Origin of the sequence: Chitinophaga sp. OAE865 (genome assembly GCF_040546735.1) — a bacterium.
Lineage (GTDB): Bacteria > Bacteroidota > Bacteroidia > Chitinophagales > Chitinophagaceae > Chitinophaga > Chitinophaga polysaccharea_A.
The window spans coordinates 7573225-7599555 of the sequence record NZ_JBEPOF010000001.1 but is presented as its reverse complement, the minus strand read 5'-3'; the positions used below and the strand labels follow the sequence as shown (position 1 = coordinate 7599555).

24 protein-coding genes are annotated in these 26331 nt (G+C 47.5%); 17 read left to right on the top strand and 7 right to left on the bottom strand.

Going from position 1 to position 26331, the window contains the following annotated elements:
- Window positions 1-3: 3 nt before the first annotated feature.
- Genes ABIE50_RS30290 through ABIE50_RS30280 form a run of 3 tightly spaced genes read left to right on the top strand, consistent with a single transcriptional unit; the run spans window position 4 to window position 3502 of the window.
- Window positions 4-1413 (top strand): RagB/SusD family nutrient uptake outer membrane protein, encoded by a 1410-nt coding sequence (locus ABIE50_RS30290; RefSeq protein WP_209862652.1) that lies wholly within the window; start codon window positions 4-6, stop codon window positions 1411-1413.
- Window positions 1413-2447 (top strand): cyanophycinase, encoded by a 1035-nt coding sequence (locus ABIE50_RS30285; RefSeq protein WP_209862649.1) that lies wholly within the window; start codon window positions 1413-1415, stop codon window positions 2445-2447. Before ABIE50_RS30290 ends, ABIE50_RS30285 begins: the two co-directional genes overlap by 1 nt.
- 23 nt (window positions 2448-2470) lie before the next feature.
- Complete coding sequence (locus ABIE50_RS30280; RefSeq protein WP_142686135.1) at window positions 2471-3502, top strand: isoaspartyl peptidase/L-asparaginase family protein; 1032 nt, start codon at window positions 2471-2473, stop codon at window positions 3500-3502.
- 54 nt (window positions 3503-3556) lie between these two features.
- Here the strand turns inward: ABIE50_RS30280 and ABIE50_RS30275 are convergent, their stop codons facing one another.
- The 5 genes from ABIE50_RS30275 to ABIE50_RS30255 form a co-directional block, all read right to left on the bottom strand.
- A complete protein-coding gene (locus ABIE50_RS30275; RefSeq protein ID WP_209862646.1) occupies window positions 3557-3826 on the bottom strand; it encodes a hypothetical protein in 270 nt (89 codons plus the stop codon).
- Window positions 3827-3938: 112 nt separating this feature from the next.
- Complete coding sequence (locus tag ABIE50_RS30270) at window positions 3939-4913, bottom strand: hypothetical protein (protein ID WP_209862643.1); 975 nt, start codon at window positions 4911-4913, stop codon at window positions 3939-3941.
- Between the two features lie 113 nt (window positions 4914-5026).
- Window positions 5027-5503: a PRC-barrel domain-containing protein gene (locus ABIE50_RS30265; RefSeq protein ID WP_209862640.1), complete on the bottom strand. Its 477-nt coding sequence runs from the start codon at window positions 5501-5503 to the stop codon at window positions 5027-5029.
- A 42-nt stretch (window positions 5504-5545) separates the two neighbouring features.
- A complete protein-coding gene (locus ABIE50_RS30260) occupies window positions 5546-5743 on the bottom strand; it encodes a hypothetical protein (protein ID WP_142686139.1) in 198 nt (65 codons plus the stop codon).
- Between the two features lie 208 nt (window positions 5744-5951).
- Window positions 5952-6551 carry an RNA polymerase sigma-70 factor gene (locus ABIE50_RS30255; RefSeq protein ID WP_142686140.1) on the bottom strand — a complete coding sequence of 200 codons (600 nt, stop codon included), beginning with the start codon at window positions 6549-6551 and terminating at the stop codon, window positions 5952-5954.
- 168 nt (window positions 6552-6719) lie between these two features.
- Here ABIE50_RS30255 and ABIE50_RS30250 point away from each other — a divergent pair, with 168 nt between their 5' ends.
- From ABIE50_RS30250 to ABIE50_RS30235, 4 genes are read left to right on the top strand one after another with little or no spacing between them, the layout of a single operon-like run.
- On the top strand, window positions 6720-7694 hold the full coding sequence (locus ABIE50_RS30250; protein WP_209862637.1) for a FecR family protein: 975 nt from the start codon (window positions 6720-6722) through the stop codon (window positions 7692-7694).
- A gap of 17 nt (window positions 7695-7711) precedes the next feature.
- On the top strand, window positions 7712-11038 hold the full coding sequence (locus tag ABIE50_RS30245) for a SusC/RagA family TonB-linked outer membrane protein (RefSeq protein WP_209862634.1): 3327 nt from the start codon (window positions 7712-7714) through the stop codon (window positions 11036-11038).
- An 18-nt stretch (window positions 11039-11056) separates the two neighbouring features.
- Complete coding sequence (locus tag ABIE50_RS30240) at window positions 11057-12817, top strand: RagB/SusD family nutrient uptake outer membrane protein (RefSeq protein ID WP_354028244.1); 1761 nt, start codon at window positions 11057-11059, stop codon at window positions 12815-12817.
- A gap of 17 nt (window positions 12818-12834) precedes the next feature.
- Entirely contained in the window at window positions 12835-14172 is a 1338-nt protein-coding gene (locus tag ABIE50_RS30235) for an alkaline phosphatase family protein (protein WP_209862627.1), read from the top strand.
- Window positions 14173-14277: 105 nt separating this feature from the next.
- Here the strand turns inward: ABIE50_RS30235 and ABIE50_RS30230 are convergent, their stop codons facing one another.
- Both ABIE50_RS30230 and ABIE50_RS30225 read right to left on the bottom strand, forming a co-directional pair.
- Entirely contained in the window at window positions 14278-15030 is a 753-nt protein-coding gene (locus tag ABIE50_RS30230) for an SOS response-associated peptidase (RefSeq protein WP_209862623.1), read from the bottom strand.
- A 76-nt stretch (window positions 15031-15106) separates the two neighbouring features.
- Window positions 15107-15511, bottom strand: a complete 405-nt coding sequence (locus tag ABIE50_RS30225; protein WP_142686146.1) for a LexA family protein — start codon at window positions 15509-15511, stop codon at window positions 15107-15109.
- Window positions 15512-16030: 519 nt separating this feature from the next.
- Here ABIE50_RS30225 and ABIE50_RS30220 point away from each other — a divergent pair.
- The 10 genes from ABIE50_RS30220 (at window position 16031) to ABIE50_RS30175 (ending at window position 26331) form a co-directional block, all read left to right on the top strand.
- Entirely contained in the window at window positions 16031-16711 is a 681-nt protein-coding gene (locus ABIE50_RS30220) for a hypothetical protein (protein ID WP_142686147.1), read from the top strand.
- Between the two features lie 262 nt (window positions 16712-16973).
- Complete coding sequence (hisG, locus tag ABIE50_RS30215) at window positions 16974-17828, top strand: ATP phosphoribosyltransferase (protein WP_209862620.1); 855 nt, start codon at window positions 16974-16976, stop codon at window positions 17826-17828.
- A gap of 15 nt (window positions 17829-17843) precedes the next feature.
- A complete protein-coding gene (gene hisD / locus ABIE50_RS30210) occupies window positions 17844-19127 on the top strand; it encodes a histidinol dehydrogenase (RefSeq protein WP_209862617.1) in 1284 nt (427 codons plus the stop codon).
- 18 nt (window positions 19128-19145) lie between these two features.
- Window positions 19146-20219: a histidinol-phosphate transaminase gene (gene hisC, locus ABIE50_RS30205; protein WP_142686149.1), complete on the top strand. Its 1074-nt coding sequence runs from the start codon at window positions 19146-19148 to the stop codon at window positions 20217-20219.
- Window positions 20216-21352, top strand: coding sequence for a bifunctional histidinol-phosphatase/imidazoleglycerol-phosphate dehydratase HisB (gene hisB, locus ABIE50_RS30200; protein WP_209862614.1), 1137 nt, complete (start codon window positions 20216-20218; stop codon window positions 21350-21352). Before hisC ends, hisB begins: the two co-directional genes overlap by 4 nt.
- Before the next feature lie 481 nt (window positions 21353-21833).
- Window positions 21834-23246: an anthranilate synthase component I family protein gene (locus ABIE50_RS30195; protein WP_209862612.1), complete on the top strand. Its 1413-nt coding sequence runs from the start codon at window positions 21834-21836 to the stop codon at window positions 23244-23246.
- Window position 23247: 1 nt separating this feature from the next.
- Window positions 23248-23817 carry an anthranilate synthase component II gene (locus ABIE50_RS30190; protein WP_209862609.1) on the top strand — a complete coding sequence of 190 codons (570 nt, stop codon included), beginning with the start codon at window positions 23248-23250 and terminating at the stop codon, window positions 23815-23817.
- 58 nt (window positions 23818-23875) lie between these two features.
- A complete protein-coding gene (gene trpD, locus ABIE50_RS30185) occupies window positions 23876-24871 on the top strand; it encodes an anthranilate phosphoribosyltransferase (protein ID WP_209862605.1) in 996 nt (331 codons plus the stop codon).
- A gap of 16 nt (window positions 24872-24887) precedes the next feature.
- Entirely contained in the window at window positions 24888-25691 is an 804-nt protein-coding gene (gene trpC / locus ABIE50_RS30180) for an indole-3-glycerol phosphate synthase TrpC (protein WP_142686154.1), read from the top strand.
- Between the two features lie 4 nt (window positions 25692-25695).
- Window positions 25696-26331, top strand: a complete 636-nt coding sequence (locus ABIE50_RS30175) for a phosphoribosylanthranilate isomerase (RefSeq protein WP_209862602.1) — start codon at window positions 25696-25698, stop codon at window positions 26329-26331.

The window sequence follows — 26331 nt, the reverse complement described above, 5'->3', positions numbered from 1 at the left end:
CTCATGACAATCCGTTTTTTCAAATATACTTTCAGATACCTGGCACTCGCGTTGCTGGTAAGCACGCTCGCCTGTAACAAACAACTGGACCTGTCGCCCACCGACAGTATCATTGACCCGGGAAGAACCTTCCGTACAGTGAACGACCTGAACGGAGGTTTGCTCGGCGCCTATTCCGGGCTCACTTACAATACCATTTACGGCATATCGCTGATCACAGATGAATGCACCCTGCCCAGTGAAAACGGTACAGGCGGCGGCGTAGCTACTTACCGCTGGCGGATAGATCCCAGCAATACTACTATCACCGCTTCCTTCGGGGAATATTATGTGGCCATCGACCGTGCCAACCGCGTTTTGGGCGCTATGGGCGCCGTTACCGCCAAAGGCGATGAGGAAACTACCCTGAAGAACCAATACCGTGGAGAAGCGCTGGCGCTGCGCGCCTATTGCCATTTCCAGTTATTGCAGAGCTATGCGGAAGCATATGAGCCTGCTGCCATGGGTGTGCCTTATATGGATACTGCCGTTAACAGCTTTCCTTCCCGTAATACTTTCGGAGAAGTGGCTGCCGCTATTGAAAGGGATCTGCAATTGGCCAAAACACTGGTGCCTGCTGATTTTGATGATAACACAAGGATCACGCTACCGGCTATTTCAGCTATCCAGGCAAGAGTGGCCCTGTATGAAAAAAAATGGGACGATGCGGTAACTTATGCCACCGAAGCCATTGATGCTATGCCCCTGGCATCTGCTGCCGATTTCCCGGGTATCTGGAAAGATACAAAGGAAAGTGAAGTGATCTGGAAACTGAAACAGGTTGCCGGCAGCAACGATGGTTTGATCGGCAGCGTTTACTTTAACCGGAATGTAGCTTTATATGTTCCTTCCTTTGAGCTGATCAACCTGTTCGATAAAACCCATGATGTACGTTATCCTGCCTACATACGGTTTGATGATACCCGTGGTGCAGGCAACTCCGAATACCTGGTGAATAAATACGCCGGTACATCCGGTAGCCTCGGCCTGGCCGATATCAAGTTATTCAGGACCGGTGAAATGTACCTGATCAGGGCGGAAGCGCTGGCAGAGAAGAACCAGACAGGCGCTGGCGCCGATGACCTGAATGCACTGCGTGCTGCCCGTATCCCAGGTTATACACCACAAATCTTTGCCGGCAAAGATGCACTGATCACTGCTTTGTATACAGAACGTTTTAAGGAGCTGGCTTTTGAAGGACAGCGTCTTTTTGACCTGAGAAGAAGAGGGCTGTCTGTTACCCGTAACCCTGAAGACGCCATCAACGCACTGGGCGCAGTGTTACTGAAACCAGGCCAGAAAGGATATGTATTCCCCATTCCTGATGCGGAAACCAAAGCCAACAAAAATATGAAACAAAACCCGGGATACTGATGAAAATACTAACAGCAATACTAACAGCAACGGCTATATGTTCCACTGCATGTACAATGCGCGATCCCCAACTGCCCACTGTTCCTGGTCGCCCGGCCTCCATTGGCTATATCGGCGATACGGCAGATGTAACCACGCCGGTAAAAGGCGGCGTAGCGCTCATTGGCGGCGGGGGTAATGTAAACGGGGCCTTTCAATGGATGATTGACCGCAGCGGCGGTGGAGACGTAGTGGTGCTCACGGCTTCCGGCAACGGCGGTTATAACCATGATATCGACTCACTGGGGAAAGTGAACTCCGTGGAAACATTGAATATCACTACCCGTGAACTGGCCAATAATGACACGGTGGCCAATATTATCCGTAATGCGGAAATGTTGTTTATTGCCGGAGGGGATCAGTCGCGCTACATGAACCAATGGAGAGGCACCAAAGTGAATGCAGCCATTAATTACCTGCTGCAGGAAAAGAAAGCGCCTGTGGGCGGCACCAGTGCAGGCTGCGCCATATTAAGCGGGCTTTACTACAGTGGAGAAGGCGGCAGCGCCGTATCGGATTCCGTACTGGCCAACCCGTATGATCCGCTGGTAACCCTGTATAATAATGATTTTCTGCATGCGCCTTTCCTGAGCCAGGTGATCAGCGACCAGCATTATGTAAAACGTGGCCGTGCTGGCAGGCATGTTACCTTTATGAGCCGTATTGTGAAAGACCATGGAATTTTCCCGAGAGGCATTGCACCGGATGAGAAAACAGCGGTATGTATTGATGAAACAGGTATGGCGAAAGTGTTTGGAGTGAGTAAGGCTTATTTCATTTTGTCGGATAGCTTGAAAAAACCTGAACTTTGTGAACCGGGGCAATCGCTGGAATGGAATCACAACGGGGAAGCGCTGAAAGTATATGAGATCCAGGCCAGCGATACCGGTAACGGCAGTTTCCAGGTAGCAGACTTTGACCCGGCCAAAGCCAATGGCGGTACCTGGTATTGGTGGTGGGTGGAAAAAGGGCAGTTGAAGAAGAAAGCAATTTGATTATTCTCTTAATAAAGTTTGATATGAAAGGCAGGTTTGGTATTTTATTTTTCCTGGCGGCGTTTTTTGTTTTACCCGTAATTGCACAACAGAAAACATCTTCCTATGTATTGGTGATCCATGGCGGAGCGGGCACTATCCTTAAAAAGAATATGACCCCCGAAAAGGAAGCGGCTTATAAATCATCGTTGAAGAAAGCGCTGGAAACAGGGTACAGGATCCTGCAATCAGGCGGCAGCAGCCTGGATGCGGTAGAGGCTACCGTAAGGGTGCTGGAAGACGATTCCCTGTTTAATGCAGGCAAGGGCGCTGTATTTACCCACGAAGGGCGCAATGAGCTGGATGCAGCCATCATGAATGGTAAAACGAAAGCGGCAGGTGCGGTGGCGGGTGTTACCACCGTGCGTAACCCTGTGAGCGCGGCAAGGGCCGTGATGGAAAAATCGGAACATGTAATGATGGTAGGACCGGGTGCAGAAAAATTTGCCAGGGAAGCTGGGCTGGAAATTGTAGATCCTTCTTATTTCAGAACAGAAACACGCTGGCAGGACCTGCAACGGGCCATCCGGGAAGATTCGCTGGCTTCGGCTAAATCCAACGCCTATACGAATCCCGGGAAGCTCGGTATTAAGAACAGGGATTATAAATTTGGTACCGTTGGAGCTGTGGCGCTGGATCAGCAGGGCAACCTGGCGGCAGCTACTTCTACCGGAGGTATGACCAACAAGAAGTACGGCCGCATCGGCGATTCGCCGATCATCGGGGCCGGCACCTATGCAAACAATGAAACAGCAGCCATCTCCTGCACCGGCTGGGGAGAGTTTTACATCAGGAACGTGGTAGCTTATGATCTGTCTGCTTTAATGGAATATAAAGGGCTTTCTGTGCAGCAGGCAGGTAACGCAGTGATAAAGAAAGTAGGAGATATGGGCGGCGACGGTGGTCTTATTGCCCTGGATAAAAAAGGGAACATGACCATGTCTTTCAATACTGAAGGTATGTATCGTGGCGCCGTTACGAAAGACGGTAAAATTCAAATTGAAATTTACAAGTAAATATTAAAATAACGAACGGATACGGGGCGTAGTACCCGTATCCGTTTGTTATTTTCACTCCAGCGGTCTCTTTGGTGAATCATCTTCTTCCAGTGCGTTCTGGTTTATATCCTCGTCTGTAATATCTCTTTCTTCCAATAGTTCATCTACCTGTACATCATCCTCTTCTTCCTCCAGTAAATCATCGGAGTTGTCTTCTCCCCGTCTTGATTGTTCATCCTGGTTGCCCTTTGAGGGCACCGGCTGTTGCCGTTGATTAATTATATCATCCGGTTGAATTTCATCTTCGCGGAGCGGCCCTGGCGTTTTGGGAATTGTGGTCATAAGTAATGTTTTAAGGATAAGGTCCCAAACATCGCACCACTAAAAAAAGGCTTGATTTACAAGAGAAGTGGGAAATGGCTGCGTAAATAAATACACAGTAAATGTGTAATAATTATTCATATACCACCTTACTGCTTTTAAAAACAGCGCTCCATTTGCTGATAAATGCAGCCGGAAGGGTTTCTGTTTTCTGCGCAATGAACACCGCATGAAAAGATTTAGGCCCCTGCACTACGTAATACAGTTGCGACTCGGGGTTGCCCGCACCGGGTGTTTCCACCTTGAACAGAGCCCAGCGCCGCTGTGGATTGTTTTCTTTTCCCAGCAGGGTGGTTTTGGCCTGTGAGGCGTTTTTTGCTGCGGCGTCAGAAAAGTTTTTTACTGCAAGATCGATGTTATCGATCCGTGCATTTTCCATGGTCATATTATTGAGGAGCAGGGTCCATTGCTGTGGCGTTTCGTCCGCAGGAAGGAATTGCCGGGTAGCGAGATTGTCTACTTCGGTATCTGTGATCATGATCCATTTTATACCGGCCGGCAATGTTATTTTAAGACGTTCTTTCCGCGCTGCCCTGCCTGTAAGGAAGGAATTACCCACCTGGTGAAATAGGGGCGTATAGGCGGCGGAAAATGGCAAAAGCGTGGTAGCTGTTAACAGGTAGGTTTTATTATCAGAGTAATCAATAAAAACGCTGGCGAAAAATGTATCTGGCCTGTTTTCTTCCACATGTATTTCATCCAGCCAGATCATTCTTTTACCATTGCGGACAATACTACCGGAATCTACCAGTTTGAAGTAAGGGTTGCGGCTGATATAATACAGCAGTTTTTTGGTAACGGCATCCACGTTGGAACGGGGCTCGTCAATCACATTAATATTGAAATTTTCCGGTTCAAAGCGGGCGCTGTCGGCCGAAAGCCGCCTTGCCATCAATTTCAGCGCAGGGATCTGTTTGTTTCTGGTCACCTGCCATCCCGCAGGAATTCCTACAGAGAAATGATTGGCCGTATCGCGGTAACTGACCAGTTGCTGGCTCCGGGCAATAAAAGAAAGTAACACAAAAGCACACAGCAAAACATATTTCATCTGACTAATTTATATACAAATAAAACATATTTGCAATTAAAAAGATAAAGCCTCCGGCCGGAAGCTTTATCTTTTTTGCGGGCTAACGCATAACGGACTATATAAGGCAAGTACTATACGCGGTTATCTCCCGGATAGCGCAACCCGTAGAATTTTTCCTGGTTGAACTGTTCGTGGTTGTAAAAGTCGCTATTGTTATCATTATATGCTCCCGGCGTTACAAATACGTTGCGTATATCCTGTTCAATATCGGGTGTAACAGTCACTCCTTTTTCATAAAACGGGAGTATATTGATCTGCATATGGGAAACTTCAGGTAATAAAATGGTATCATCTTTTCCGTGCAGGATGGCTACACCAATGGGCAATAATACCTTCCGCTCTGAAAGTCCCAGCCGGTTACCTTTAAGGTTCACTACCAGGTAGCGCACCCTGCGGGAAGCGGGGTTAAATAACAGGTCATCTACCTTCCCCAGTTTATTGCCGTGCAGGTCTTCCACTTCCCAATGCCTGACATCAGGCTGACCATCGGCAACCTCGAACCGGCTGCCGCTTAATTCTTCAAGACGATTAGCTTCAGTAATAGACATGGTAATATTTTTTTGAGATGAAGAATCGGGTGAAACACCGGGTTATGGTTGCTTAGCCGCGGTGTCTGTTGCGGGTGCAACGGTGTTTGACATACTGTCGGTAGCAATAATCGTGTCATGGCGGGTATTGTTGCCACTGCGCATCAGCAGGAACATGATAGCCAGGATAACAACGAGTCCCAGGATGAGCCATAGCCAGGCCAGGTTCCTCTTTTTGGGTTGAACTTCCAGGTGTGCCATAGTAGTGCATTTAGTTGGATAATATTGCGGATGGGTTCATCCAAAACGGTTCATATGTTTTCAGGCAATCATTATACCAATACGTGCCGGGAATGTTGAAAAGGGTGGATCGGCTTATGTGGAGATAGTTTCAGGGGATCGGTCCGCAGACCTGGAAGGAGAATCAGCTCCATTACAGTAGGGTCTTTTTCCCCACGTATTGCGGAAATTATAAGCCGCTGCAAACGCTCATGGCTACCAGCAGCATACCAAGGTAATGTTCTTCTTTCAGCTCCCTGCGCAATACCTGCAAGGCTTTGCTCATATGTTTTTCCACAGTTTTTACAGAAATGCCCATTTCCTGTGCAATCGCCTTGTAGCCCAGGTTATCGTAGTAGCTGAGCATAAACACCTCTCGGCATTTTTGCGGCAATGTATTAATACTGCAGGCAATGCGGGTTTTCAGCTCATGCTGTTCCAGTTGAACAGGCTGTGCCACCTCCTGCTGGTGTGCCTGCCTGATCAGCACCTGGTGGTGGTTTTCTTTCAGTAATTTATTGCGAAGCTGGTTGGATACCTTGTATTTAACGGCATTGTTGAGATACCCGCTGATGTTAACATCTCCGGGCAGTTCATCTCTCCTGAGATATAAACTGGTAAAAACATCCTGTATAATATCCTTCACCTGTTCACGGTCTTTCAGGATACGGAATGCCTGGTTGCTGAGCGCAATAACCGTTGCCTGGTATAACCTCTCAAAGGCTTTGGTATCGCCGCTCCTGGCTTGCTGCCATAGCGTATCGCATGTATGTTGACCAGTAGAGCAGATAAGCGTTCAGTTTTGGTGGCAAAGATATCTACTGGACAAAAGTTTCTATGTTAACTTATAGTAAACAACTGCTCCAATGTTAACTAAATATGAATTCCATCTTTTTTGAGAAAACGGAGTGGGGGTAAATGCCGGTTTATGTGATAAGTATAGCAAACACCCATACTGATGACGCCATCGCGCCTGCAATATTTACTGGACCGATACCTGAACGGAACTGCTACGGAAGCGGAGCAGGCAGAGTACGATCATTGGTATGAGCAACAGCAAGCACCGGAAGCAAACGCTTTTACTGCTGAGGAAAGAAGTGAGATGTATGCCGTAATAGCTTCCCGTATAAAACGCAAAAACCGTATAGTTTACCTGCGCCGGGCCGCGGCTGTTGCTGCTGCCGTGATTATAGGCGCGGGCGCATTGTGGATATTCCGCACCACATCACTGCCGGTGCGAAAAGTAACAGTGAGGCAGCAATTGGCGCAGCCCGACAGCACCGTGATCGCCAATACTACCAGCTCCCGGCGGATGCTTCATTTACTGGATGGCTCAGAAGTAATATTATATAGGGATGCAGAAATCCGTTTTGCCAATCCGTTTGGCGCAAAGAACAGGATAGTTCAGCTGAAGGGTAAGGGTTATTTCAATGTTGCGCCCAATGCACCCATGCCTTTTACGGTATGGAGCGAAGGGGTATCCACCACCGCATTAGGTACCAGCTTTACCATTACAAGCAAACAAACAGAAGTGAAAGTAATACTGCATACCGGTAAGGTAATGGTGAAAACCAATGAGCAGGTACGCTACCTCATACCAGGCCAGGCACTTGTTTGCAATATGGCTACCGGGATGGCCCGTTTACAATCCACACCGGGAAAAACGGTTGTTTCGCCCGCCATTGCCTATGGCGCTTTACGTGGCTTTGCCGCTACATTTGACCAGGTGCCTTTATCCGGCGTATTTGATACTATTTCCAGGGGATATCATGTGAACATACAACTGAAAACAAACACCTTTAACGATATCGCCTTCTCCGGTGTAATCCGGGATACAGATTCACTTGCACAGGTGCTGCACCGCATTGCGATGCTGCACGATTTGAAAATTACATCAACAAATACAGGTTACCGTATAGAAAAAAATCACTAACTAAATATTTGCGCTTTATGACACATCGCTACCTGCTAGTGAAGGGCGGAGCTTTGCCCCTGAACCACTCCAACAGGCTTCTGCAGGGCTGTAAATTTATCAGCCTGCTGTTCCTGATGGCTTTTATCAACCTGCTGCCGGCACAGGCGCAAAAGAAAACATGGATCAAAGGTTTAATTGAAGATGAAAAAGGACAGGCTATACCAGGCGCATCTGTACAGCTGAAAAGCGGACCCGATAGCCTGAAAAGTTTTGCTGTTACCAACGAAAAAGGGGTATTCACTTTTGACGATTCCCACATACAGGGACCATTTGTGTTTACCATCGCTTATGTGGGTTACGTAACGCAGGTGATCACCAAAAACAGCCTGGACCCGCAAAAGGAACAATCGCTTTACGTGGTTTTGAAAGAATCTTCTGCTGCACTCAGTGAAATAGTAGTGGTAGGTTATGGTATCCAAAAGAAGATCAATCTCACCGGTGCGGTAGACCAGGTTGGAAAGGAAGTATTTGAGAACAGGCCCATGACCAGCGCTACTAAAGGCTTGCAGGGAGTACTCCCCAATCTGAATATACGTATCACGGATGGTAAGCCCATCCGCGGAGCCACCTACAACGTGAGAGGTACCACCTCCATCGGCGCCGGCGGTAGCGCATTGGTGCTCATCGACGGTGTACCCGGAGATCCGAATTTATTAAACCCCAACGATATTGAAAGCGTGACTGTATTGAAAGATGCGGCTTCCGCTGCTATTTACGGCGCCCGCGGCAGCTTTGGCGTAGTGCTCATCACCACAAAAAATCCCGCGAAGAATAACACACAGCTTACTTATTCCAGTAACTATTCGCTGAACGACCGTACGGTGAAACCCAACTTTGTTACCAACGGTTACGAGTGGGCCAAAAATTTTGATGAGGCCTATTACGCATGGAATGATTATAAGTCGCACCCCGCTAAAGCCAACAGCGTATTCCCTTTTTCACTGGACTACCTCGATGAGCTGAAACGCAGGAACGACGATCCTTCCCTGCCAAAAACAGACATCGACCCGGCTACAGGCAACTATGTTTATTATGGTAATACCGATTGGTTCAAAGAGCTGTATGCAGACCAGAACCCTGGTACAGAACAAACCCTGTCCGCCTCCGGCGGCAATGCCAAATCGGAATATTATCTCTCCGGCAGGTATATGTCGCAGCACGGGATTTTCCGTTACAATCCCGATAAATTCAAGATGTATAACGTAAGGGCAAAAGGAGCGGTAAGGCCGTTCGACTGGCTGAAGCTGGAAAACAACTTCGACTTTTCCCAACGCACTTATTTTTTCCCTATCCTCAACCATCCCAGCAATACGCCGGTATGGAGAAGGATTTCGGATGAAGCATTCCCTATTGCGATGCTGAAGAACCCTGATGGCTCGCTTACAGAGAACGCAGCTATCGTATTCGGCAGCTTTTTAACGGGAAATAATTACTCTGACCAGACACAGCTGATGCTGAGAAACACTTCCCGTTTTACCACTTCTTTCCTGCATGATAAACTGCATGTAAACGGCGACTTCACTTACGCCTATACTTCCAGCGTGGAAACCCGTTTGTATACCCCGGTGCCGTACAGCAAAGCGCCGGGCCAAACGCTCACCCGCGGAGAAAGCAAAATGAATGAAGAAAACGACCGCACCACCTACACCGGTATGAACCTGTATGCGGATTATGAACAGCGCGTTGCAAAAAATACTTTCAAATTACTGGTAGGATACAATTATGAAAACACCTTGTTCAAATCAAGGTATTACCAGCATGATGGCTTGATCAATCCGGGTATGCCCGATTTTTCGCTGATGAATGGTCTTAACTATGTGCTTACAGGCGGTGGTTATGAGTGGCGTACGCTGGGTGGTTTCTTCCGCCTGAACTATAACTATGATGAACGCTACCTGCTGGAAGTGAATGGCCGTTACGATGGGTCTTCCAAATTTCCCGAGTCGCAGCAGTTTGGCTTTTTTCCTTCTGCTTCTGCCGGGTGGCGCGTATCGAAGGAAAAGTTCTGGAACGTATCGCCCAAAGCAGTGAGCGATCTGAAGCTGAGAGCTTCCTATGGTGCGCTGGGCAATGGTAACGTAAATCCTTATCAGTTCCTGCAAACCATGACCGTAAGCAGACTGCAGATGGCCATCAATGGTGTGATCCCTGATTATACACAACAGCCCAACGTAATTCCCAATGGCCTTACCTGGGAAAAATCCACTACGCTGAATGGCGGTATAGATATAGCGCTGCTGAACAGCCGGTTAAAAGTTTCCTTTGATAAATATACCCGCAACACCACTAACATGTTTACCGTGGGACTGCCTGTTCCTGCTGTGTTTGGAGCCAGTGTGCCAAAAGGCAACTATGCCGATCTGAAAACAAAGGGCTGGGAATTATCGGTGAACTGGTCCGACCAGTTTAAGGCCGGCAGCAAACCTTTCGCTTATTCACTGGGTGTGGTGCTGTCTGATTACCAGTCGTACATTACCCGTTTCAATAACCCCAATAAGCTGATCAATACTTATTACGAAGGCATGCGTGTGGGAGATATGTGGGGCTTTGTAAATGATGGTTATTTCCAGAGCCAGGATGAAATTGATAAGTACGGTATAGACCAGTCTTTTATCCGCGTATCCAACGCCAACAAACTGTTACCTGGTGATATCCGTTTCAAAGACCTGGACGGCAACAAAAAAATAGACCAGGGCGATGGTACCGTGGATAAACCGGGCGATCAGCAGGTGATTGGCAATACAGAGCCGCGTTATGCCTTTGGTATTACCGGTAGCGCCAACTGGAATAATTTCTTCCTGAGCTTTTTCTTCCAGGGTATTGGTAAGCGCGACTGGTGGCCGGGTACAGATGCTTCTCTTTTCTGGGGGCAATACAACCGTCCCTATAGCTGGATGCCGCAGGAGATCATGGATAACCGCTGGTCGGAAACCAATCCCGATGCTTACTTCCCCCGCTTCCGGGGTTACACGGCGCTCAATTCCAATGCAGAGCTTACCGTACAGCAATCAAAGTACGTGCAGAACGTAGCCTATATCCGTTTAAAGAACCTCACTGTTGGTTATAACCTGCCACAGGAATGGATTTCAAGGATCAAAATGAAAAATGCCAGGGTGTTCTTTACAGGTCAGAACCTGTGGACCTGGTCGCCTTTGTACCGTATCATGAAAACGCTGGATCCTGAAGTGATTGAGGGCTCCGATCCCGAGCTGAATAACAATGCCGCAGGCATTGGTGCAGGTAACGGAATGGCATACCCGATGCTGAAAACATACACCGTTGGCGTAAGCGTAACTTTTTAATGACTAATTTTTATGAAGATGAAAAATAGTATTTATCTTTTATTGATCCTGGCGATGATGTCTTGTAAGACAGACCTTAACCTGAAGCCGTTTGATAAGCTGGATCCCGGCAATGCGTTTAATACAGAACAGGATCTGCAGCTGTATGCTACTTCTTTCTATAAGATACTACCTGATGGCAATGCCATTATCAGGGGAGATGTGATGAGCGATTATATGGCCGGAAAAGATGTAAATACCTTTATCCAGCGTGATGCATATTCCGCTACACAATCCACCGGCTGGAGCTGGGGCGACCTGCGCAACATTAATTATTTCCTGGAGCATTACAGTCAGGCGAAGATTGCCGACGAAGCCAAAAACCATTATGCAGGTGTTGCCCGTTTTTTCCGTGCTATGTTTTACTTTGAAAAAGTAAAGCGTTTTGGCGATGTGCCCTGGTACGGCAAAACCATGACCATTGATGATCCTGACCTGTATAAAGGCCGCGATCCCCGCGCTGCAGTAATGGACAGCATCCTGGCGGATCTTGATTTTGCCTGTGCCAATATACGTAACAAGAAAGACAACAGCTGTTCACAGATCACCCGTTGGGTAGCGTTGGCGTATAAATCCCGCGTATGTTTATTTGAAGGTACTTACCGCAAGCACCGCCCCGGTACCCGTGTGCCCGGTGCGGATACCTGGCTGAATGCCGCAGTGAGCGCTGCAGATGAAGTGATCAGGAGCGGCCTGTATACCCTGAACACTGGTGGCGACCCCACCATGAATTACCGCAACCTGTTCATCAACGAAACACCCAATGCAAATGAAGTGATCCTGGCTTATGTATGCAATAAGAGCTTACGCGTATTCAATGATGCCAACTGGTATTTTACCAGTGCCACCTATGGCAACAGGATCAGCCTGGTGAAAACATTTACCGATACCTATCTGAATATTGATGGCAGCCGTTTTACCGATACGCCCGGTTATGATAACCTGCCTTTCAATGAAGAAGTAAAGAACAGGGACCTGCGTTTGCAGCAAACCATCCGCATGGGGAAGTACAGCCGCGACGGGCAAATTGCACCGCCTGATTTTACTTATACCTACACTGGTTACCAGCCGCTCAAATTCACCATGGACTCAAAGGCCACAGATGGAGTAGCAGAGAACAATAACTCTGTGCCCATTATCCGTTATGCAGAAGTATTGCTGAATAAAGCAGAAGCCAGGGCAGAACTGGGCGTGCTGAGCGCAGACGATTGGAATACCACCATAAAACTGTTAAGAGCACGTGCAGGTTTGAAAAATACTGATATGCCATTAACAGCGGACCCTTACCTCGTTGATTATTTCAGGGATAAAGCAGCGCACCCGAATGTTAACGCAAGCGTAACAGATGCCGCGTTACTGGAAGTACGCCGCGAAAGAGGGATAGAGCTGATCCTGGAGGGGTTCCGTTTTTATGACCTGGTACGCTGGGGACTTGGACCTTTACTTCTGAAGCCTTATATTGGTTTGTATGTGCCAGCTATGGACGCCCTGATGGATTTGAATGAAGATGGAAAACCCGATGTATCCTTTGTAAAGAAAACACCTGCTACAAAAGTACCGGGAGTGTATTACTTCCTGATCGATGATGATCAGACCAAATTATCTGCCGGCACCAGTGGTAACCTGATCTGGCTGAGCAATATTGAGCGTCAGTGGGAAGATTACAAGTACGTATACCCGATACCGTATAATGAGCTGGTATTAAACCCTAAACTTGTGCAAAACCCGGATTGGAAATAAAGTAAAATATAAATAGTATGAAGAAGATTACCGGTATAGCCTTGTTGCTGATAATGGGCTGCGCTTCCTATGCACAGAAGGCCGCCCATGTGGTGCTGATCACCATTGATGGTTTCCGCCCGGATTTTTATACAGATGCTTCCTGGGGTATGGTAAACCTGCGGGCCATGAAAGACAGCGGCGCTTATGCAGATGGGGTGAACAGTGTATTTCCTACAGTTACTTATCCCAATCACACCTCGCTGATCACAGGGGTAACACCGGCTAAACATGGTGTTTATTATAACACGCCGTTTGAGCCCAACGGCGCAACCGGCGTCTGGTATTTTTATTACGACAGCATCAAAGTTCCCACTTTGTTTGATGCGGTGCACAAGGCCGGTAAGAAATCAGCCAACGTGATATGGCCCGTATCCGTAGGGGCGCCTATCGATTATAATATACCTGATGTATGGCCTATCGGTAAAAAAGACAGGCGGGAGTTGATGGCTACGGTTACCAACCCTGTGTCCCTGTGGCAGGAAGTACAGGAACATGCTACCGGTAAGCTGGGCGCAAAGGATTTCACCATGGAAGATGAAGAAATGATCCTGGATGAAAATGTAGCGCGCATGAGCGCTTACCTGATCACTACTTATAAGCCGGCCTTTACCACGTTGCACCTGCCCTGTACGGATCATTATGAGCATGAACAGGGACGCGACGGGCTGTTGGTAAGAAAGGCCGTAGCAGGTGCCGACAGGGCGCTGGGCACTATCATAGAAGCATTGAAACGGGCAGGTATATACGAAAGCACAACCATTATTGTTACCGGGGATCATGGTTTTGTAAATATCGCCCGGAGCTTTTCTCCCAATGTATTACTGGCGCAGAATGGTTTGCTGAATAATGTAAAGACAGGTGATTGGAAAGCACAGTTCCTTTCCTCCGGCGGTTCGGCTTTCCTGCACCTGAAAGATCCGAAGGATATGGCCACACAGCAGAAAGTGATAGCGTTGCTGAAGGCATTGCCGGCTGCGGAGCAGCGGATGTTCCGCATAATCAGCCGTAAGCAGCTGAATGAGGTAGGTGCAGATCCCCATGCAGCCATGGCAATTTCCGCGGTGGATGGTGTAACCATTGGCGGTGGCACCACCGGTGAACTGGTAAGGGCTGCCGAAGGAGGAACGCATGGTTATTTCCCGGATTTTAAGCAGATACAAACCGGCTTCGTGGCTTCCGGGGCAGGGATAGCGCCAGGCGGTCATGTAAAAGAAATGAATGTAACGGATGTGGCGCCGCTGGTAGCGCAGCTGCTGGGATTGCAGCTGGATAATACAGATGGTAAAGTACCTGCAGGGGTAATAGCGAAATAAGCAACTGGTAACGTAACAATAGTAAGCGGGCGTCTCTCTCAAGGCGCCCGCTTTTATGTGAATTACAGGCAGGTAACGGGCTGGTCCTTCATCTGCCTCAATTATCTACACCTGAAGGGCAGGTAAATTTTCATAAGCTGCCGGGGCTATAATGGCAGCATCATCGGGCTGCACTTTCCTTACGGAATTCACTGGCCAGTATTCCAGCTGTGTATGTGGCAGTTCATACTGTATGATATCACGTATATCCGTATCCGTTAGCTCCGGTTGCAGCCATTGTTCAGCCAGATCCGTAGTAAGCATCATGGGCATTCTTCCGGCGTTATCGCCTCCGTTATGGATTTGCGCCATCAATGGATTGGCGGCGCGTGTCAGTAAGGTAAATGTGGGGATGCGTGCGGGCTTATCCACATCCCAGGAGTTGGACATGGCCCATAGCCCTGCAATAAAAAAGAGTTCCTGTTCTTTTGGTTTAATATAATAGGCTACTTTATTTTTCCAACCTGGTATCTGCCGGTATTCAAAGAAGCCGGTAGCGGGTACCAGGCAGCGCTGGTGCCGTATGGCATTCCACATAGTACCATTCTCCAGTACTTTTTCACTGCGGGCATTCAGGAAAAGTTGCCGCTGGCGTTTTACTTTTTCCGGGGTATCCAGCATTTTAGGGACTGGTCCCCATGTATATTTCTCCAGCCTGAAGCCGTTGTTGTTGGTGATTACCGGCCATTGCGGGTAACTCATGCCGATCTTATGCCAGGTAGGGTCGAAGTGGATATCCAGGTTGCCGTTGCGCTTCAGCCGCGGCAGGTATTTGTAAATGCTCTCTATACTGGATGTAAAAGCGATATCGTAACACATATGGATCTAAATCTGATAAAGATACTTTTATTTTCATCTCAATAGCAACTGCTGTTATACAGCTGCAGTGCTTCGGTTATTTACGCATATCCACGATCACGGCGGTTACCACGCCCCATACCTGGAAGTCGGTGTCTTCTGTTATCACTATTGGCTTATAAAATGTGTTCTCAGGATGTAATACCCAGCTGCGGCCGGCTTTTACCAGCCGTTTTACAGTATATTCTCCATTGAGCGCTGCAACCACAATATCTCCTGTTGATGGCCGGATGGAGCGGTCTACAATGGCCATACAGCCATCCGGGATACTGGCGTCTGTCATGCTATCGCCTTTAACCCTGATAATGAAGGAGGAGGCGGGGTTTGGCTGTAGTATCCGGGAGAGGTCAATTTGTTCTTCCCCCGAATCGAGGGCAGGGGCGGGGAATCCTGCGGGAATGCTTGTATTAAAGAATGGCAGGGTTATGTTCAATACTTTCATATAGCTATCGTTTAATAATTAAATACTAATATTATTAGCAAAATAAAGCTAAAATTATTAGTTTTTAAAATCCATTAACACATTGTTTGCAAAAGGTGGAGATCCGCGGCAGGATTGAAAAAGGATAAACGGCAGGAGATCAGTGAGCTATGGATTTTGAGTGCTAAAACGGGCGCAGTACGGGGATTTTGTCTGACTCAGGATTAAACTGATTAGAATGATTACCAGGATCTGATTTTTTTTTGATTTTAAAGGATTCGGGAAGATATAAGCGATTATATACCCAATGATATCATCCAAAATCTTTTAATCTTAAATAATCAAATCCTGGTAATCATTCTAATCAGTTTAATCCTGAGTCAGACAAAACCCGCGTTTGTTAATCACTTGTTATTCAGGATATCCGCATTTTTTTTCTACACTTTCTTCCCATCCCTTGAATAACTTAGGGCACCGCTTAATCATACAGCGATAGCATTGTAAACCTCATTTGTAAACCTCTCACAATCCTTATTTCTTATGAGCATTCAAATCAAAGCACTTCTGTTCTACTGTCTGGCAGCATTCGTATTTTTTATTCCCCGGGAAGTGGCCGCAAAAGTTAAATCTAAAAAGATCGTCATCAATACAGAGAATGATGCACGGATCTATGTGGATGGAAAACTGGTCAATAATACCTCTACGGAAATTAAAGTAGGGGCATATGCACAGGTAAATATCCGTGTGGAAAAAGTAGGCTTCATCACCCAGGAAAGGAATTACATTAATGATGGAAAACACACGCTGCCCTCAACGGATTATATCAAACTGGAAAAAGATGATGCGTACGAGAATTCCATGGTCACCAACCTGGCCAACCAGGATATAGATGTACGGACCAACCACAACGAAGAAGAATCCTGGAAACTGATCAACCGTATCATTACCGGTTATTTTGATGTGATTGCCGTTACCGACAAAGCCACCGGTTATATGTGCACCGCCTGGGTGGTAAAATCATTTAAAGCGGCTACTATCCGTACCCGTCTTATTATTAAAACAGGTAATACAGATCCCCTTACCTACAAGGCAAAACTGGTGAGTGAAATAGCTCCTCCGGGAGTATCGGCCAGTTCCGATGAATCATTCCGCAACTGGGACCGGCTCCTGCGCACATTTGAAAATGTAGTGCCCGAACTGCAAAGCAGGCTGGCGAAATAACAGGCATTCGATCATCTTATTGTAAAAGCGATTATATATAAGCGCTTATATTTAAATTTCCGGTCAATTCCAAAAAAAACCTTTGTTATATCGTTTTACTTGCTATTTTTGCACCTGAAATTATGATTACAAACAAACATACACATCACCACCATCATATCTTACCACAAGGGTAGGCAGGGGATGATTTGTGTATATCACCATATTACATCATCAACAGGGGCTTACCGGAAAGGTAGGCCCCTTTTTTATTTTATCAGGGATGAAACTGAAAATTGCAATCCAGAAATCCGGCCGCCTGCACGACGATTCCATTAAACTGCTGAAGGAATGCGGCATCGACATCAATAATGGTGTTAATAAGCTGAAAACAGAAGCTACTAACTTCCCGCTGGAAGTGTTTTTCCTGCGGGATGATGATATTCCGCAATACATAGAAGATGGCGTTGCAGATATAGGAATAGTAGGTGAAAACGTAGTGCTCGAAAAACAAAAGCAGGTAAATATTGTTCAGAAGCTGGGCTTTGGCAAATGCCGTTTATCCATGGCGGTGGAGAAATCAATGGATTATACTTCTGTAAAAGACCTGCAGAACAAAAGGATTGCTACCAGCTACCCCGTGATAGTGGAAGATTTCCTGCAGCAGAATGGTATCACTGCGGAGATCCACGAAATCAGTGGTTCCGTGGAAATAGCGCCTGGCATAGGGTTGGCGGATGCTATCTGCGACCTGGTAAGCAGCGGTTCCACCCTGTTTATGAATGGTTTGAAGGAAGTGGAAACGGTACTGAAATCGGAAGCCGTGCTGGCTGCCTGCCACAGCCTCAAGCCGGAACAACAGCTGCTGCTCGATAAATTGTTATTCCGTATACAGGCGGTAAGAAAAGCAAAGAATAATAAATACATCCTGCTCAACGCGCCTAACGATAAACTGAATGAGATCATTGGTTTGCTGCCGGGTATGAAAAGCCCTACAGTACTGCCTTTGGCAGAAGCGGGCTGGAGCTCTGTGCATTCCGTGCTGAATGAAAACGATTTCTGGGATATCATCGAAAGCCTGAAAGAGGCCGGTGCACAAGGTATCCTGGTAGTGCCTATTGAAAAAATGGTGATCTGATAAACTGAGTAAACGATGCAAACGACCAGATTTCCCGATAAAAGTTCCTGGAATACACTGCTGCAAAGGCCTGTGATGGATACTTCCACACTCGAAAAAAAAGTGAGCGATATCCTGCAGGAAGTACGTACCGGTGGTGATGCCGCTGTCAGAAAATTTGCAGCGGAATTTGATAAAGTTACACTGGATGATCTGCAGGTACCTGCCAGCGCTTTTGCTGCCGCGGAAGCTGCCCTGGAACCCGCGTTGAAAGCAGCTATACAGCAGGCAGCAAAAAATATTACCGCTTTTCACCGCGCGCAACAGGAAAAGTCGCAGGTAATAGAAACCATGCCCGGCGTGCAATGCTGGCGTAAATCAGTGGCCATTCAAAAGGTAGGCTTATACATACCAGGTGGCTCAGCCCCACTGTTCTCTACTATCCTGATGCTGGGAATACCCGCCATGATAGCGGGTTGTAAGGAGATAGTGCTTTGCACCCCTTCTTTACATCCGGCCATCCTGTACACGGCGCAGCTGACCGGGATTGAAAAAGTATTTACTATTGGCGGCGTACAGGCCATTGGCGCTATGGCTTATGGTACGGAAAGTGTGCCACAGGTATATAAGATCTTTGGTCCGGGTAACCAGTATGTTACCTGTGCAAAACAGCTGGTGAATAAAAGCGGCGTGGCTATCGACATGCCTGCGGGCCCTTCTGAAGTAGCCGTATTGGCAGACGATAGCTGTGTGCCGGCCTTTGTGGCCGCCGATTTGTTGTCGCAGGCAGAGCATGGGCCCGACAGTCAGGTGGTGTTGGTAACCACCAGTGAAAAAGTGCTTACCAATGTAACAGATGCGCTAAATAAACAGCTGAACGAACTGCCCCGTAAAGGAATTGCTACAGCAGCCCTGGAAAACAGTAAAATGATCCTGGTACAGGATATGGATACAGCCATCGACATGCTCAATGCGTATGCACCGGAGCACCTGATCCTGGCCTGTGAAGGAGCAGAGAATCTCGCGGATAAAGTAACAGACGCAGGCTCCGTTTTCATGGGGAATTACACACCGGAAAGTGCCGGCGATTATGCTTCCGGTACCAATCACACGCTGCCTACAAATGGCTATGCCAGGGCCTATAGCGGCGTATCGCTGGATAGCTTTGTAAAAAAGATTACTTTTCAGCAGATATCTCCCGAAGGGCTGCAACACATTGGCTCTACTATAGAAGCCATGGCCGCCGCCGAAGGACTGGATGCGCATAAAAACGCCGTTACCGTACGATTAAAAGCGCTGGATATACCGGCTCAGTTATAACAGAATAATTAATGCAATATGTTTAATCTCGATACCCTGGTAAGGGAAAACATAAAAAGACTGGTACCGTATTCTACTGCCAGAGATGAATTTAAAGGAGAAGCTTCCATTTTCCTGGACGCTAATGAAAATAACTTCGGTTCCCCGTTACCGGTGAATTACAACCGTTATCCCGATCCGATGCAATGGCAGCTCAAATACAAAATTGCTGATATCAAAGGAGTGCCCCCGCAGAATATTTTTGTTGGTCACGGTAGCGATGAAGCAATAGATGTGCTTTACCGCTCCTTTGTGAATCCCGGCGTAGACAACGTGATCCTTTGTCCGCCTACCTATGGCATGTATGAGGTAAGTGCGCACATCAATGATGCGGTGATCCGTAAAGTAACGCTCACAGAGGATTTCCAGCTGGATATCCCTGCACTGCAACAAGCCATAGATAACAACACAAAACTCATCTTTATCTGTTCTCCCAATAATCCTACAGGGAATTCCATCAATCGCGCAGATATAGAGCTGCTGCTGAATAATTTTGATGGTATTGTGGTGATAGATGAAGCATACATCAATTTCTCCCGTCAGAAAACCTTTATACAGGAGCTCACAGAATACCCTAACCTTGTGGTGATGCAAACATTATCAAAGGCATGGGGACTGGCCGGTCTCCGCATCGGGATGGCTTTTGCCAGCGAGGAAATTGTGAATACCTTGAACAAGGTGAAGCCCCCTTATAACATCAGCCAGGCAACCAATGAACTGGCGCTCCAGGCACTGGAAAATGTAAGCCAGGTGAATGAATGGATCCGGGAAATAGTGATAGAGCGCGACCTGCTCTCAGCTGCGCTGATCCAGCTGCCGGAAGTACTGCACATTTACCCCAGCGATGCCAGCTTTATACTGGTGAAAACCACGGATGCAAAAGGGATCTACAACTATCTTATTGAACAGGGCATTGTAGTGCGCGACCGCTCCAAGGTAGAACTGTGTATGGGATGCCTGCGCATCACCATTGGCACGCCCGCTGAAAACCTGCGCCTGCTGGAAGTATTGAAATCTTTTAACCTGAAAACAGCCACAACTGCATCTGCATGAAACGAGTGCTCTTTATAGACCGCGACGGCACCCTGATCAAAGAAGTGCCGCCCACCTACCAGATAGATAGCCTGGACAAAGTGGAATTTTATCCCAAAGTGTTTGTGAATATGGCGAGGATCGCCGCTGAACTGGATTATGAGCTGGCCATGGTAACCAACCAGGATGGTTTGGGAACCGCGGCTTTCCCGGAAGATACTTTCTGGCCCGCCCAAAACATGATCATGAAGGCATTTGAGAACGAAGGAATTAAGTTTGATGAGGTGTTCATTGACCGCTCTTTCCCCGCCGATAACGCGCCCACCCGCAAGCCCCGCACCGGCATGCTCACCAAATACCTGGATGGTAATTACGACCTGGCCAATTCTTTTGTGATAGGCGATCGCATCACCGATGTGGAGCTGGCAAAGAACCTGGGTGCAAAAGCCATCTGGATCAATGAAGGCTCAGGCCTTGGCAGTGCAGAGATCAGCGATAGTGCCGCTGCGCTACAATCCGTTATTGCATTGGAAACCACCGACTGGAACCGCATCTATGAATTCCTGAAGCTGGGATTAAGAACGGTGACGCATGTACGTAAAACCAATGAAACCGATATCAGTATTGAACTGAACCTGGATGGTACCGGCAAAGCCGATATACAAACCGGTTTGGGTTTCTTTGATCATATGCTAGACCAGATTGCCCGCCATGGCGCTATAGACCTGAAAATTCACGCCAAAGGCGACCTGCATATCGATGAGCACCACACCATAGAAGATACCGGCATCGCGCTGGGGGAAGCCATTGCCAAAGGCCTGGGAGATAAACGCGGTATTGAAAGATACGGCTTCTGCCTGCCGATGGATGATTGCCTGGCCCAGGTGGGCATTGACTTTGGCGGCCGTAACTGGCTGGTATGGGACGCGGAATTTAAAAGGGAAAGAATAGGGGAGATGCCTACCGAGATGTTCTTTCATTTCTTCAAATCCTTCTCGGATGGCGCGAAAGCGAACCTGAACATCAAGGCGGAAGGTGAAAATGAGCACCATAAGATAGAAGCCATCTTTAAAACCTTTGCCAAGTCCATAAAAATGGCGGTAAAGCGGAACCCTGCCAATATGCAGCTGCCTTCCACTAAGGGAGTGCTGTAGCGGATGGGCGGCGCCGAAGGCGCCTTTTGTCTTTCTGCAGGATTAAACTGATTACGCTGATTTTCTCATGTTTTGTTGGATGGATTTTTTGGAGATAGAACTGAGTGGATTTATTTATTAATTTGATAAAATATAAAAGGAGATTCACTTTTATCTTCACAAAATAATTCAAACAAAAGGCGGGAAAATCAGTGTAATCAGCGTAATCATCAAAATCCTGAAAAAGACAAAAGGCGCCGGAGGCGCCGCCCTCCAAAAAAAATTTGCATTTTCTGAAAAAATGTTTCATTTTTGTTCTCGCTATGCAAAATATCATTACAAATAAACATTGGTGGTGGCACGGAATCAAATCCTGATCTGTGTTACAGTGCCATGTTTCGTATAGAAATATATTTGGAAGGCCCGCTGTTACACAGCGGGCCTTCCGCTTTTTTCAGCCCTTCCCATTTTAAAATAAAACAAACACTTCAGCCAATAACTCATGCGTACCATCCAAGTAAAAACGAGATCCAAACAGATGCTGGCAGACATTTTCACGCCAGTGGGAATATATCTGCGGCTGCGCGATAAGTTCCCGGGTTCTATCCTCCTCGAAAGCACCGACTACAGGGCCAGCGATAACAGTTACTCCTTTATTTGCGTGAAGCCGATTGCAGGGATCGAAGTTACTTCCACCACGCACTTCGAATTCAAATATCCCAACCTGCCTGTAGAAAAGAAAGAGCTGAAGAATAAACAACAGGTACTGGATGAAATGGAACAATTCCTCGGCAACTATTCCTTCACCGGGAAACACCCGGTACCAATGGCACAAAGCCTTTTCGGCTACACTACCTTTGATGCCGTTCAGTTCTTTGAAACCATTGAATTCAACAAGCAGAAACAACTGGCCGGTAACACCATCCCGCTGATGCGTTACCGCTACTATCAATATGTAATAGCCATCAATCATTTTAAAGATGAGCTTTACCTGTGCGAAAACCAGGTAGAGGGTATAGACAGCGAGTTTGAACTACTGGAATCGCTCATCCGGCACAAGGATTCCCCAGGCTATCCGTTTGCCACTGCCGGGGAAGAGAAAAGCAATATGACGGACGCGGAATATATGCAGATGGTAGAACAGGGCAAACAACACTGCTTCCGCGGAGACGTTTTCCAGGTAGTGCTTTCCAGGGCTTTCCAGCAATCCTTCACCGGCGACGAATTCAATGTGTACCGCGCCCTCCGCTCCATCAACCCCTCTCCTTATCTCTTCTTCTTCGATTACGGCGATTATAAATTAATGGGCTCCTCACCGGAAGCACAGATCGTGATTACTGATGGTAAAGCCACCATTCACCCCATTGCAGGCACTTTCCGCCGCACCGGCGATGATGAACAGGACAAGCTCCTGGCCAATAAACTGCTGGAAGATCCGAAAGAGAACGCCGAGCATGTAATGCTGGTAGACCTGGCGAGAAATGACCTTAGCAGGAATGCCACCAATGTGGAAGTGGCTTCGTACCGGCAGGTACATTTCTACTCACACGTTATTCACCTGGTTAGCGAAGTGACCGGCAAGGTAGATCCGAAGCTGAACCCCTTTACCCTCCTGGCTTCCTCTTTCCCGGCAGGCACGCTTTCAGGCGCTCCCAAATACCGGGCTATGGAAATCATTGACCAGTATGAGCCCACGGCACGTGGATTTTACGGCGGCTGCATAGGTGCTGTCGGTTTCAACGGCAACTTTAACCACGCCATCATGATCCGCTCCATACTCAGTAAAATGAATACCCTGTACTACCAGGCCGGCGCTGGTGTGGTGGCCAAATCTGTAGCTTCTTCAGAGCTGGAGGAAGTGAACAACAAACTCAATGCGTTAAAACAAGCCATTCTGCTGGCACAAAAAATTTAGTATGAACATCCTCGTTTTCGATAACTACGACTCATTTACATACAACCTCGTTCATCTCGTGGAAAAGATCATCAACGGTAAAGTAACCGTGGTGCGCAATGATGAAATTCCATTGGAAAAAGTGAACGGTTTTGATAAGATCATTTTATCACCAGGCCCCGGTATCCCGGAAGAAGCAGGATTGCTGCTTCCGCTTATTAAAGAATATGCCCCCACTAAATCCATCTTCGGGGTGTGCCTGGGGCAACAGGCCATAGGACAGGCTTTTGGCGCTTCTCTTACCAACCTGAAAGAAGTATACCATGGCGTGGCTACCAACGTAAATATTATTAAGGAAGATGGACGGCTGTTTAATGATCTGCCCCGGCAGATCCAGGCCGGCCGTTACCATTCCTGGGTGATCGATGAATCCACCATGCCTGCCGAGCTCACTATCACCGCTAAAGATGAGGATGGGTTTATTATGGCTGTACAGCATAACAAGTATGATGTAAGCGGCGTACAGTTCCACCCGGAAAGTGTGCTTACCCCGCAGGGCGAAAAGATTTTAAGAAACTGGTTAAGCCTGTAATAACAGTACGACACCCGTTTTAACATTATCGAACACCCAATCAGCAAAAATCTTAAAAATGAAAAAGATTCTTAACTACCTTTTCGAACATAAAACATTCAGCCGCGAAGCTGCCAAAGATATCCTCATCAGCATTTCCAAAGGCATGTTTAACGAAAGCGAACTGGCCGCTTTCATGACGGTATATCTGATGCGCAGCATAACCATCAACGAACTGCTGGGCTTCCGTGATGCCTTGCTGGAACTTTGTATCCCCGTAAATCTCAACGGTTACGATGTACTGGATATAGTTGGTACCGGCGGGGATGCAAAAAATACTTTTAATATTTCTACCTTGTCGTGCTTTGTGGTGGCAGGCGCCGGCGCTAAAGTAGCCAAACACGGCAACTATGGCGTATCTTCTGTAAGCGGCGCTTCCAATGTGATGGAGCTGGTAGGGTATAAATTCAAGAACGACGACAGCAAACTGAGAACAGAACTGGAAGATTCAGGGATCTGTTTTCTTCATGCACCACTGTTCCACCCGGCACTGAAACATGTGGCAGGTATCCGCCGGCAGCTGGGCATCCGCACGTTCTTTAATATGCTTGGCCCCCTTGTAAACCCGGCGCTGGCAAAACACCAGCTGATAGGCGTATACAGCCTGGAAATGGCAAGGGTATACAACTACCTGTTCCAGCAAACGGATAAGCAGTTTGTAATTGTTCACAGTCTGGATGGGTACGACGAAATATCCCTCACCGCGGATACGAAAGTGATCACCAATAAAGGAGAACAGGACTGGACACCGGAGCAGCTGGGCAAACGTAAAGTTCACCAGGAAGACATTTACGGTGGTAATTCCACCGAGGAAGCTGCGAAGATCTTTATGAAGATACTGAAAGGAGAAGGTACCTGGGCACAGAATTCCGTTGTTTTCGCCAACGCAGCAATGGGCCTGTACAGCCTCGGGAAATACAATTCTTATGACGATTGTTTCGCCGCCGCGGTAGAATCCCTGGAATCGGGCAATGCACATAATGCGTTTAAAAAACTGATTGCTTTGCAGTCGTAGTACCAGATAATTTATCATGAAGAATATTTTAGCAGAAATAGTTGCTCATAAACACATCGAGGTAGCAGCCCGCAAGCTGCAGCGCAGCGCGCAGGATCTGCAGCAATCGCCTGCATTCCAGCGGGAAACATTATCGCTGCGCCATTTCCTGCAGCAGCCCGGTAAAACAGGCATCATCGCGGAATTCAAGCGCCGTTCCCCTTCAAAAGGACTGATAAACGGAGACGTAACAGTGCAGCAGGTAACCACTGCTTATACCCGTTATGGAGCCTCCGGCCTGTCCGTACTCACAGATGAAAAATATTTCGGAGGGTCTTCCGACGACCTGCAACAGGCGCGCAGCTTTAACCAGATCCCCATCCTGAGGAAAGATTTTGTGATAGATGAATACCAGATCCTGGAAGCCAAAGCCATTGGCGCCGATGTAATACTCCTTATTGCGGAATGCCTGGATGCCGCACAGGTGGCGCAGTTGGCCGCCTTTGCACATAATCTCGGGCTGGAAGTGCTGCTGGAAGTGCACAGCGAAGCACAGCTGGAAAAAGTAACCGCGCATACGCATTTGGTAGGGGTGAACAACCGTGACCTCATCACTTTCCAGGTCGACTTTAACCGGTCGTGCGAGCTGGCGCCAAAGATCCCGGCAGATAAGGTGAAAGTGGCAGAAAGCGGCATCAATGATCCCGCTGCGATTGTAACCTTGAAAGCCGCGGGATTCCAGGGCTTCCTTATAGGAGAGCATTTCATGAAGCAGGAAGATCCGGCCCGCGCTTTTGAAAACTTTGTTCAAACACTCAACGACCTGCAGCATAAATCATAGCCATATGCGTATTAAAGTTTGCGGTATTACCAGGATAAACGATCTGCAGGGACTGTTAGATAACGAGGTGGATTATGCAGGATTTATTTTTTATGAAAGATCCCCGCGTTTTGCCGGTAATAAAATAGATGCAAGATCTGTAAGGGAAACCACCGGCATCGGCAAAGTGGGCGTTTTTGTAAATGCGCCACTGGAACAGATACAGCGTACTGTTAATGATTATGGCCTTGACCTGGTGCAGCTGCACGGCGATGAAACGCCGGAGTTTTGCGCAGCTGTACGCGCGTTTATCCCGGTAATAAAAGCTTTTCGTATAGGTGATAACGTTAACTGGCAAACGGAAGTGGCGCCTTTCATACCGGTAACGGATTATTTCCTGTTCGATACCGCTTCTGTAAAAGGTTATGGCGGCACCGGCGAGAAATTCAACTGGGAGCTGCTGCAAACCTACCCGTTTGATCAGCCCTTCTTTTTAAGCGGGGGCATTACGCCCGAGCAGGGGACAGAGATCGGTGAAATGCAGATCCCTGCGTTGTTTGCCGCAGATGTGAACAGCAGGTTTGAAGACAGTCCGGGTGTAAAGAACCTGGCGCTGGTAAAACAATTCGTGAAACAAATTCATTCATCAATTATAAAATAA

What these genes read in the sequence shown, in the direction of transcription:
- ABIE50_RS30285 (WP_209862649.1), top strand. Translation starts at nt 1,413, where the DNA reads ATGAAAATACTAACAGCAATACTAACAGCAACGGCTATATGTTCCACT.
- ABIE50_RS30230 (WP_209862623.1), bottom strand. Translation starts at nt 15,030, where the DNA reads ATGTGTTACGATATCGCTTTTACATCCAGTATAGAGAGCATTTACAAA.
- ABIE50_RS30260 (WP_142686139.1), bottom strand. Translation starts at nt 5,743, where the DNA reads ATGGCACACCTGGAAGTTCAACCCAAAAAGAGGAACCTGGCCTGGCTA.
- ABIE50_RS30270 (WP_209862643.1), bottom strand. Translation starts at nt 4,913, where the DNA reads ATGAAATATGTTTTGCTGTGTGCTTTTGTGTTACTTTCTTTTATTGCC.
- ABIE50_RS30235 (WP_209862627.1), top strand. Translation starts at nt 12,835, where the DNA reads ATGAAGAAGATTACCGGTATAGCCTTGTTGCTGATAATGGGCTGCGCT.
- ABIE50_RS30225 (WP_142686146.1), bottom strand. Translation starts at nt 15,511, where the DNA reads ATGAAAGTATTGAACATAACCCTGCCATTCTTTAATACAAGCATTCCC.
- ABIE50_RS30245 (WP_209862634.1), top strand. Translation starts at nt 7,712, where the DNA reads ATGACACATCGCTACCTGCTAGTGAAGGGCGGAGCTTTGCCCCTGAAC.
- trpC (WP_142686154.1), top strand. Translation starts at nt 24,888, where the DNA reads ATGAAGAATATTTTAGCAGAAATAGTTGCTCATAAACACATCGAGGTA.
- hisD (WP_209862617.1), top strand. Translation starts at nt 17,844, where the DNA reads ATGCAAACGACCAGATTTCCCGATAAAAGTTCCTGGAATACACTGCTG.
- ABIE50_RS30280 (WP_142686135.1), top strand. Translation starts at nt 2,471, where the DNA reads ATGAAAGGCAGGTTTGGTATTTTATTTTTCCTGGCGGCGTTTTTTGTT.
- trpD (WP_209862605.1), top strand. Translation starts at nt 23,876, where the DNA reads ATGAAAAAGATTCTTAACTACCTTTTCGAACATAAAACATTCAGCCGC.
- ABIE50_RS30190 (WP_209862609.1), top strand. Translation starts at nt 23,248, where the DNA reads ATGAACATCCTCGTTTTCGATAACTACGACTCATTTACATACAACCTC.
- ABIE50_RS30265 (WP_209862640.1), bottom strand. Translation starts at nt 5,503, where the DNA reads ATGTCTATTACTGAAGCTAATCGTCTTGAAGAATTAAGCGGCAGCCGG.
- ABIE50_RS30275 (WP_209862646.1), bottom strand. Translation starts at nt 3,826, where the DNA reads ATGACCACAATTCCCAAAACGCCAGGGCCGCTCCGCGAAGATGAAATT.
- ABIE50_RS30175 (WP_209862602.1), top strand. Translation starts at nt 25,696, where the DNA reads ATGCGTATTAAAGTTTGCGGTATTACCAGGATAAACGATCTGCAGGGA.
- hisG (WP_209862620.1), top strand. Translation starts at nt 16,974, where the DNA reads ATGAAACTGAAAATTGCAATCCAGAAATCCGGCCGCCTGCACGACGAT.
- hisC (WP_142686149.1), top strand. Translation starts at nt 19,146, where the DNA reads ATGTTTAATCTCGATACCCTGGTAAGGGAAAACATAAAAAGACTGGTA.
- ABIE50_RS30220 (WP_142686147.1), top strand. Translation starts at nt 16,031, where the DNA reads ATGAGCATTCAAATCAAAGCACTTCTGTTCTACTGTCTGGCAGCATTC.
- ABIE50_RS30195 (WP_209862612.1), top strand. Translation starts at nt 21,834, where the DNA reads ATGCGTACCATCCAAGTAAAAACGAGATCCAAACAGATGCTGGCAGAC.
- ABIE50_RS30240 (WP_354028244.1), top strand. Translation starts at nt 11,057, where the DNA reads ATGAAAAATAGTATTTATCTTTTATTGATCCTGGCGATGATGTCTTGT.
- ABIE50_RS30250 (WP_209862637.1), top strand. Translation starts at nt 6,720, where the DNA reads ATGACGCCATCGCGCCTGCAATATTTACTGGACCGATACCTGAACGGA.
- hisB (WP_209862614.1), top strand. Translation starts at nt 20,216, where the DNA reads ATGAAACGAGTGCTCTTTATAGACCGCGACGGCACCCTGATCAAAGAA.
- ABIE50_RS30290 (WP_209862652.1), top strand. Translation starts at nt 4, where the DNA reads ATGACAATCCGTTTTTTCAAATATACTTTCAGATACCTGGCACTCGCG.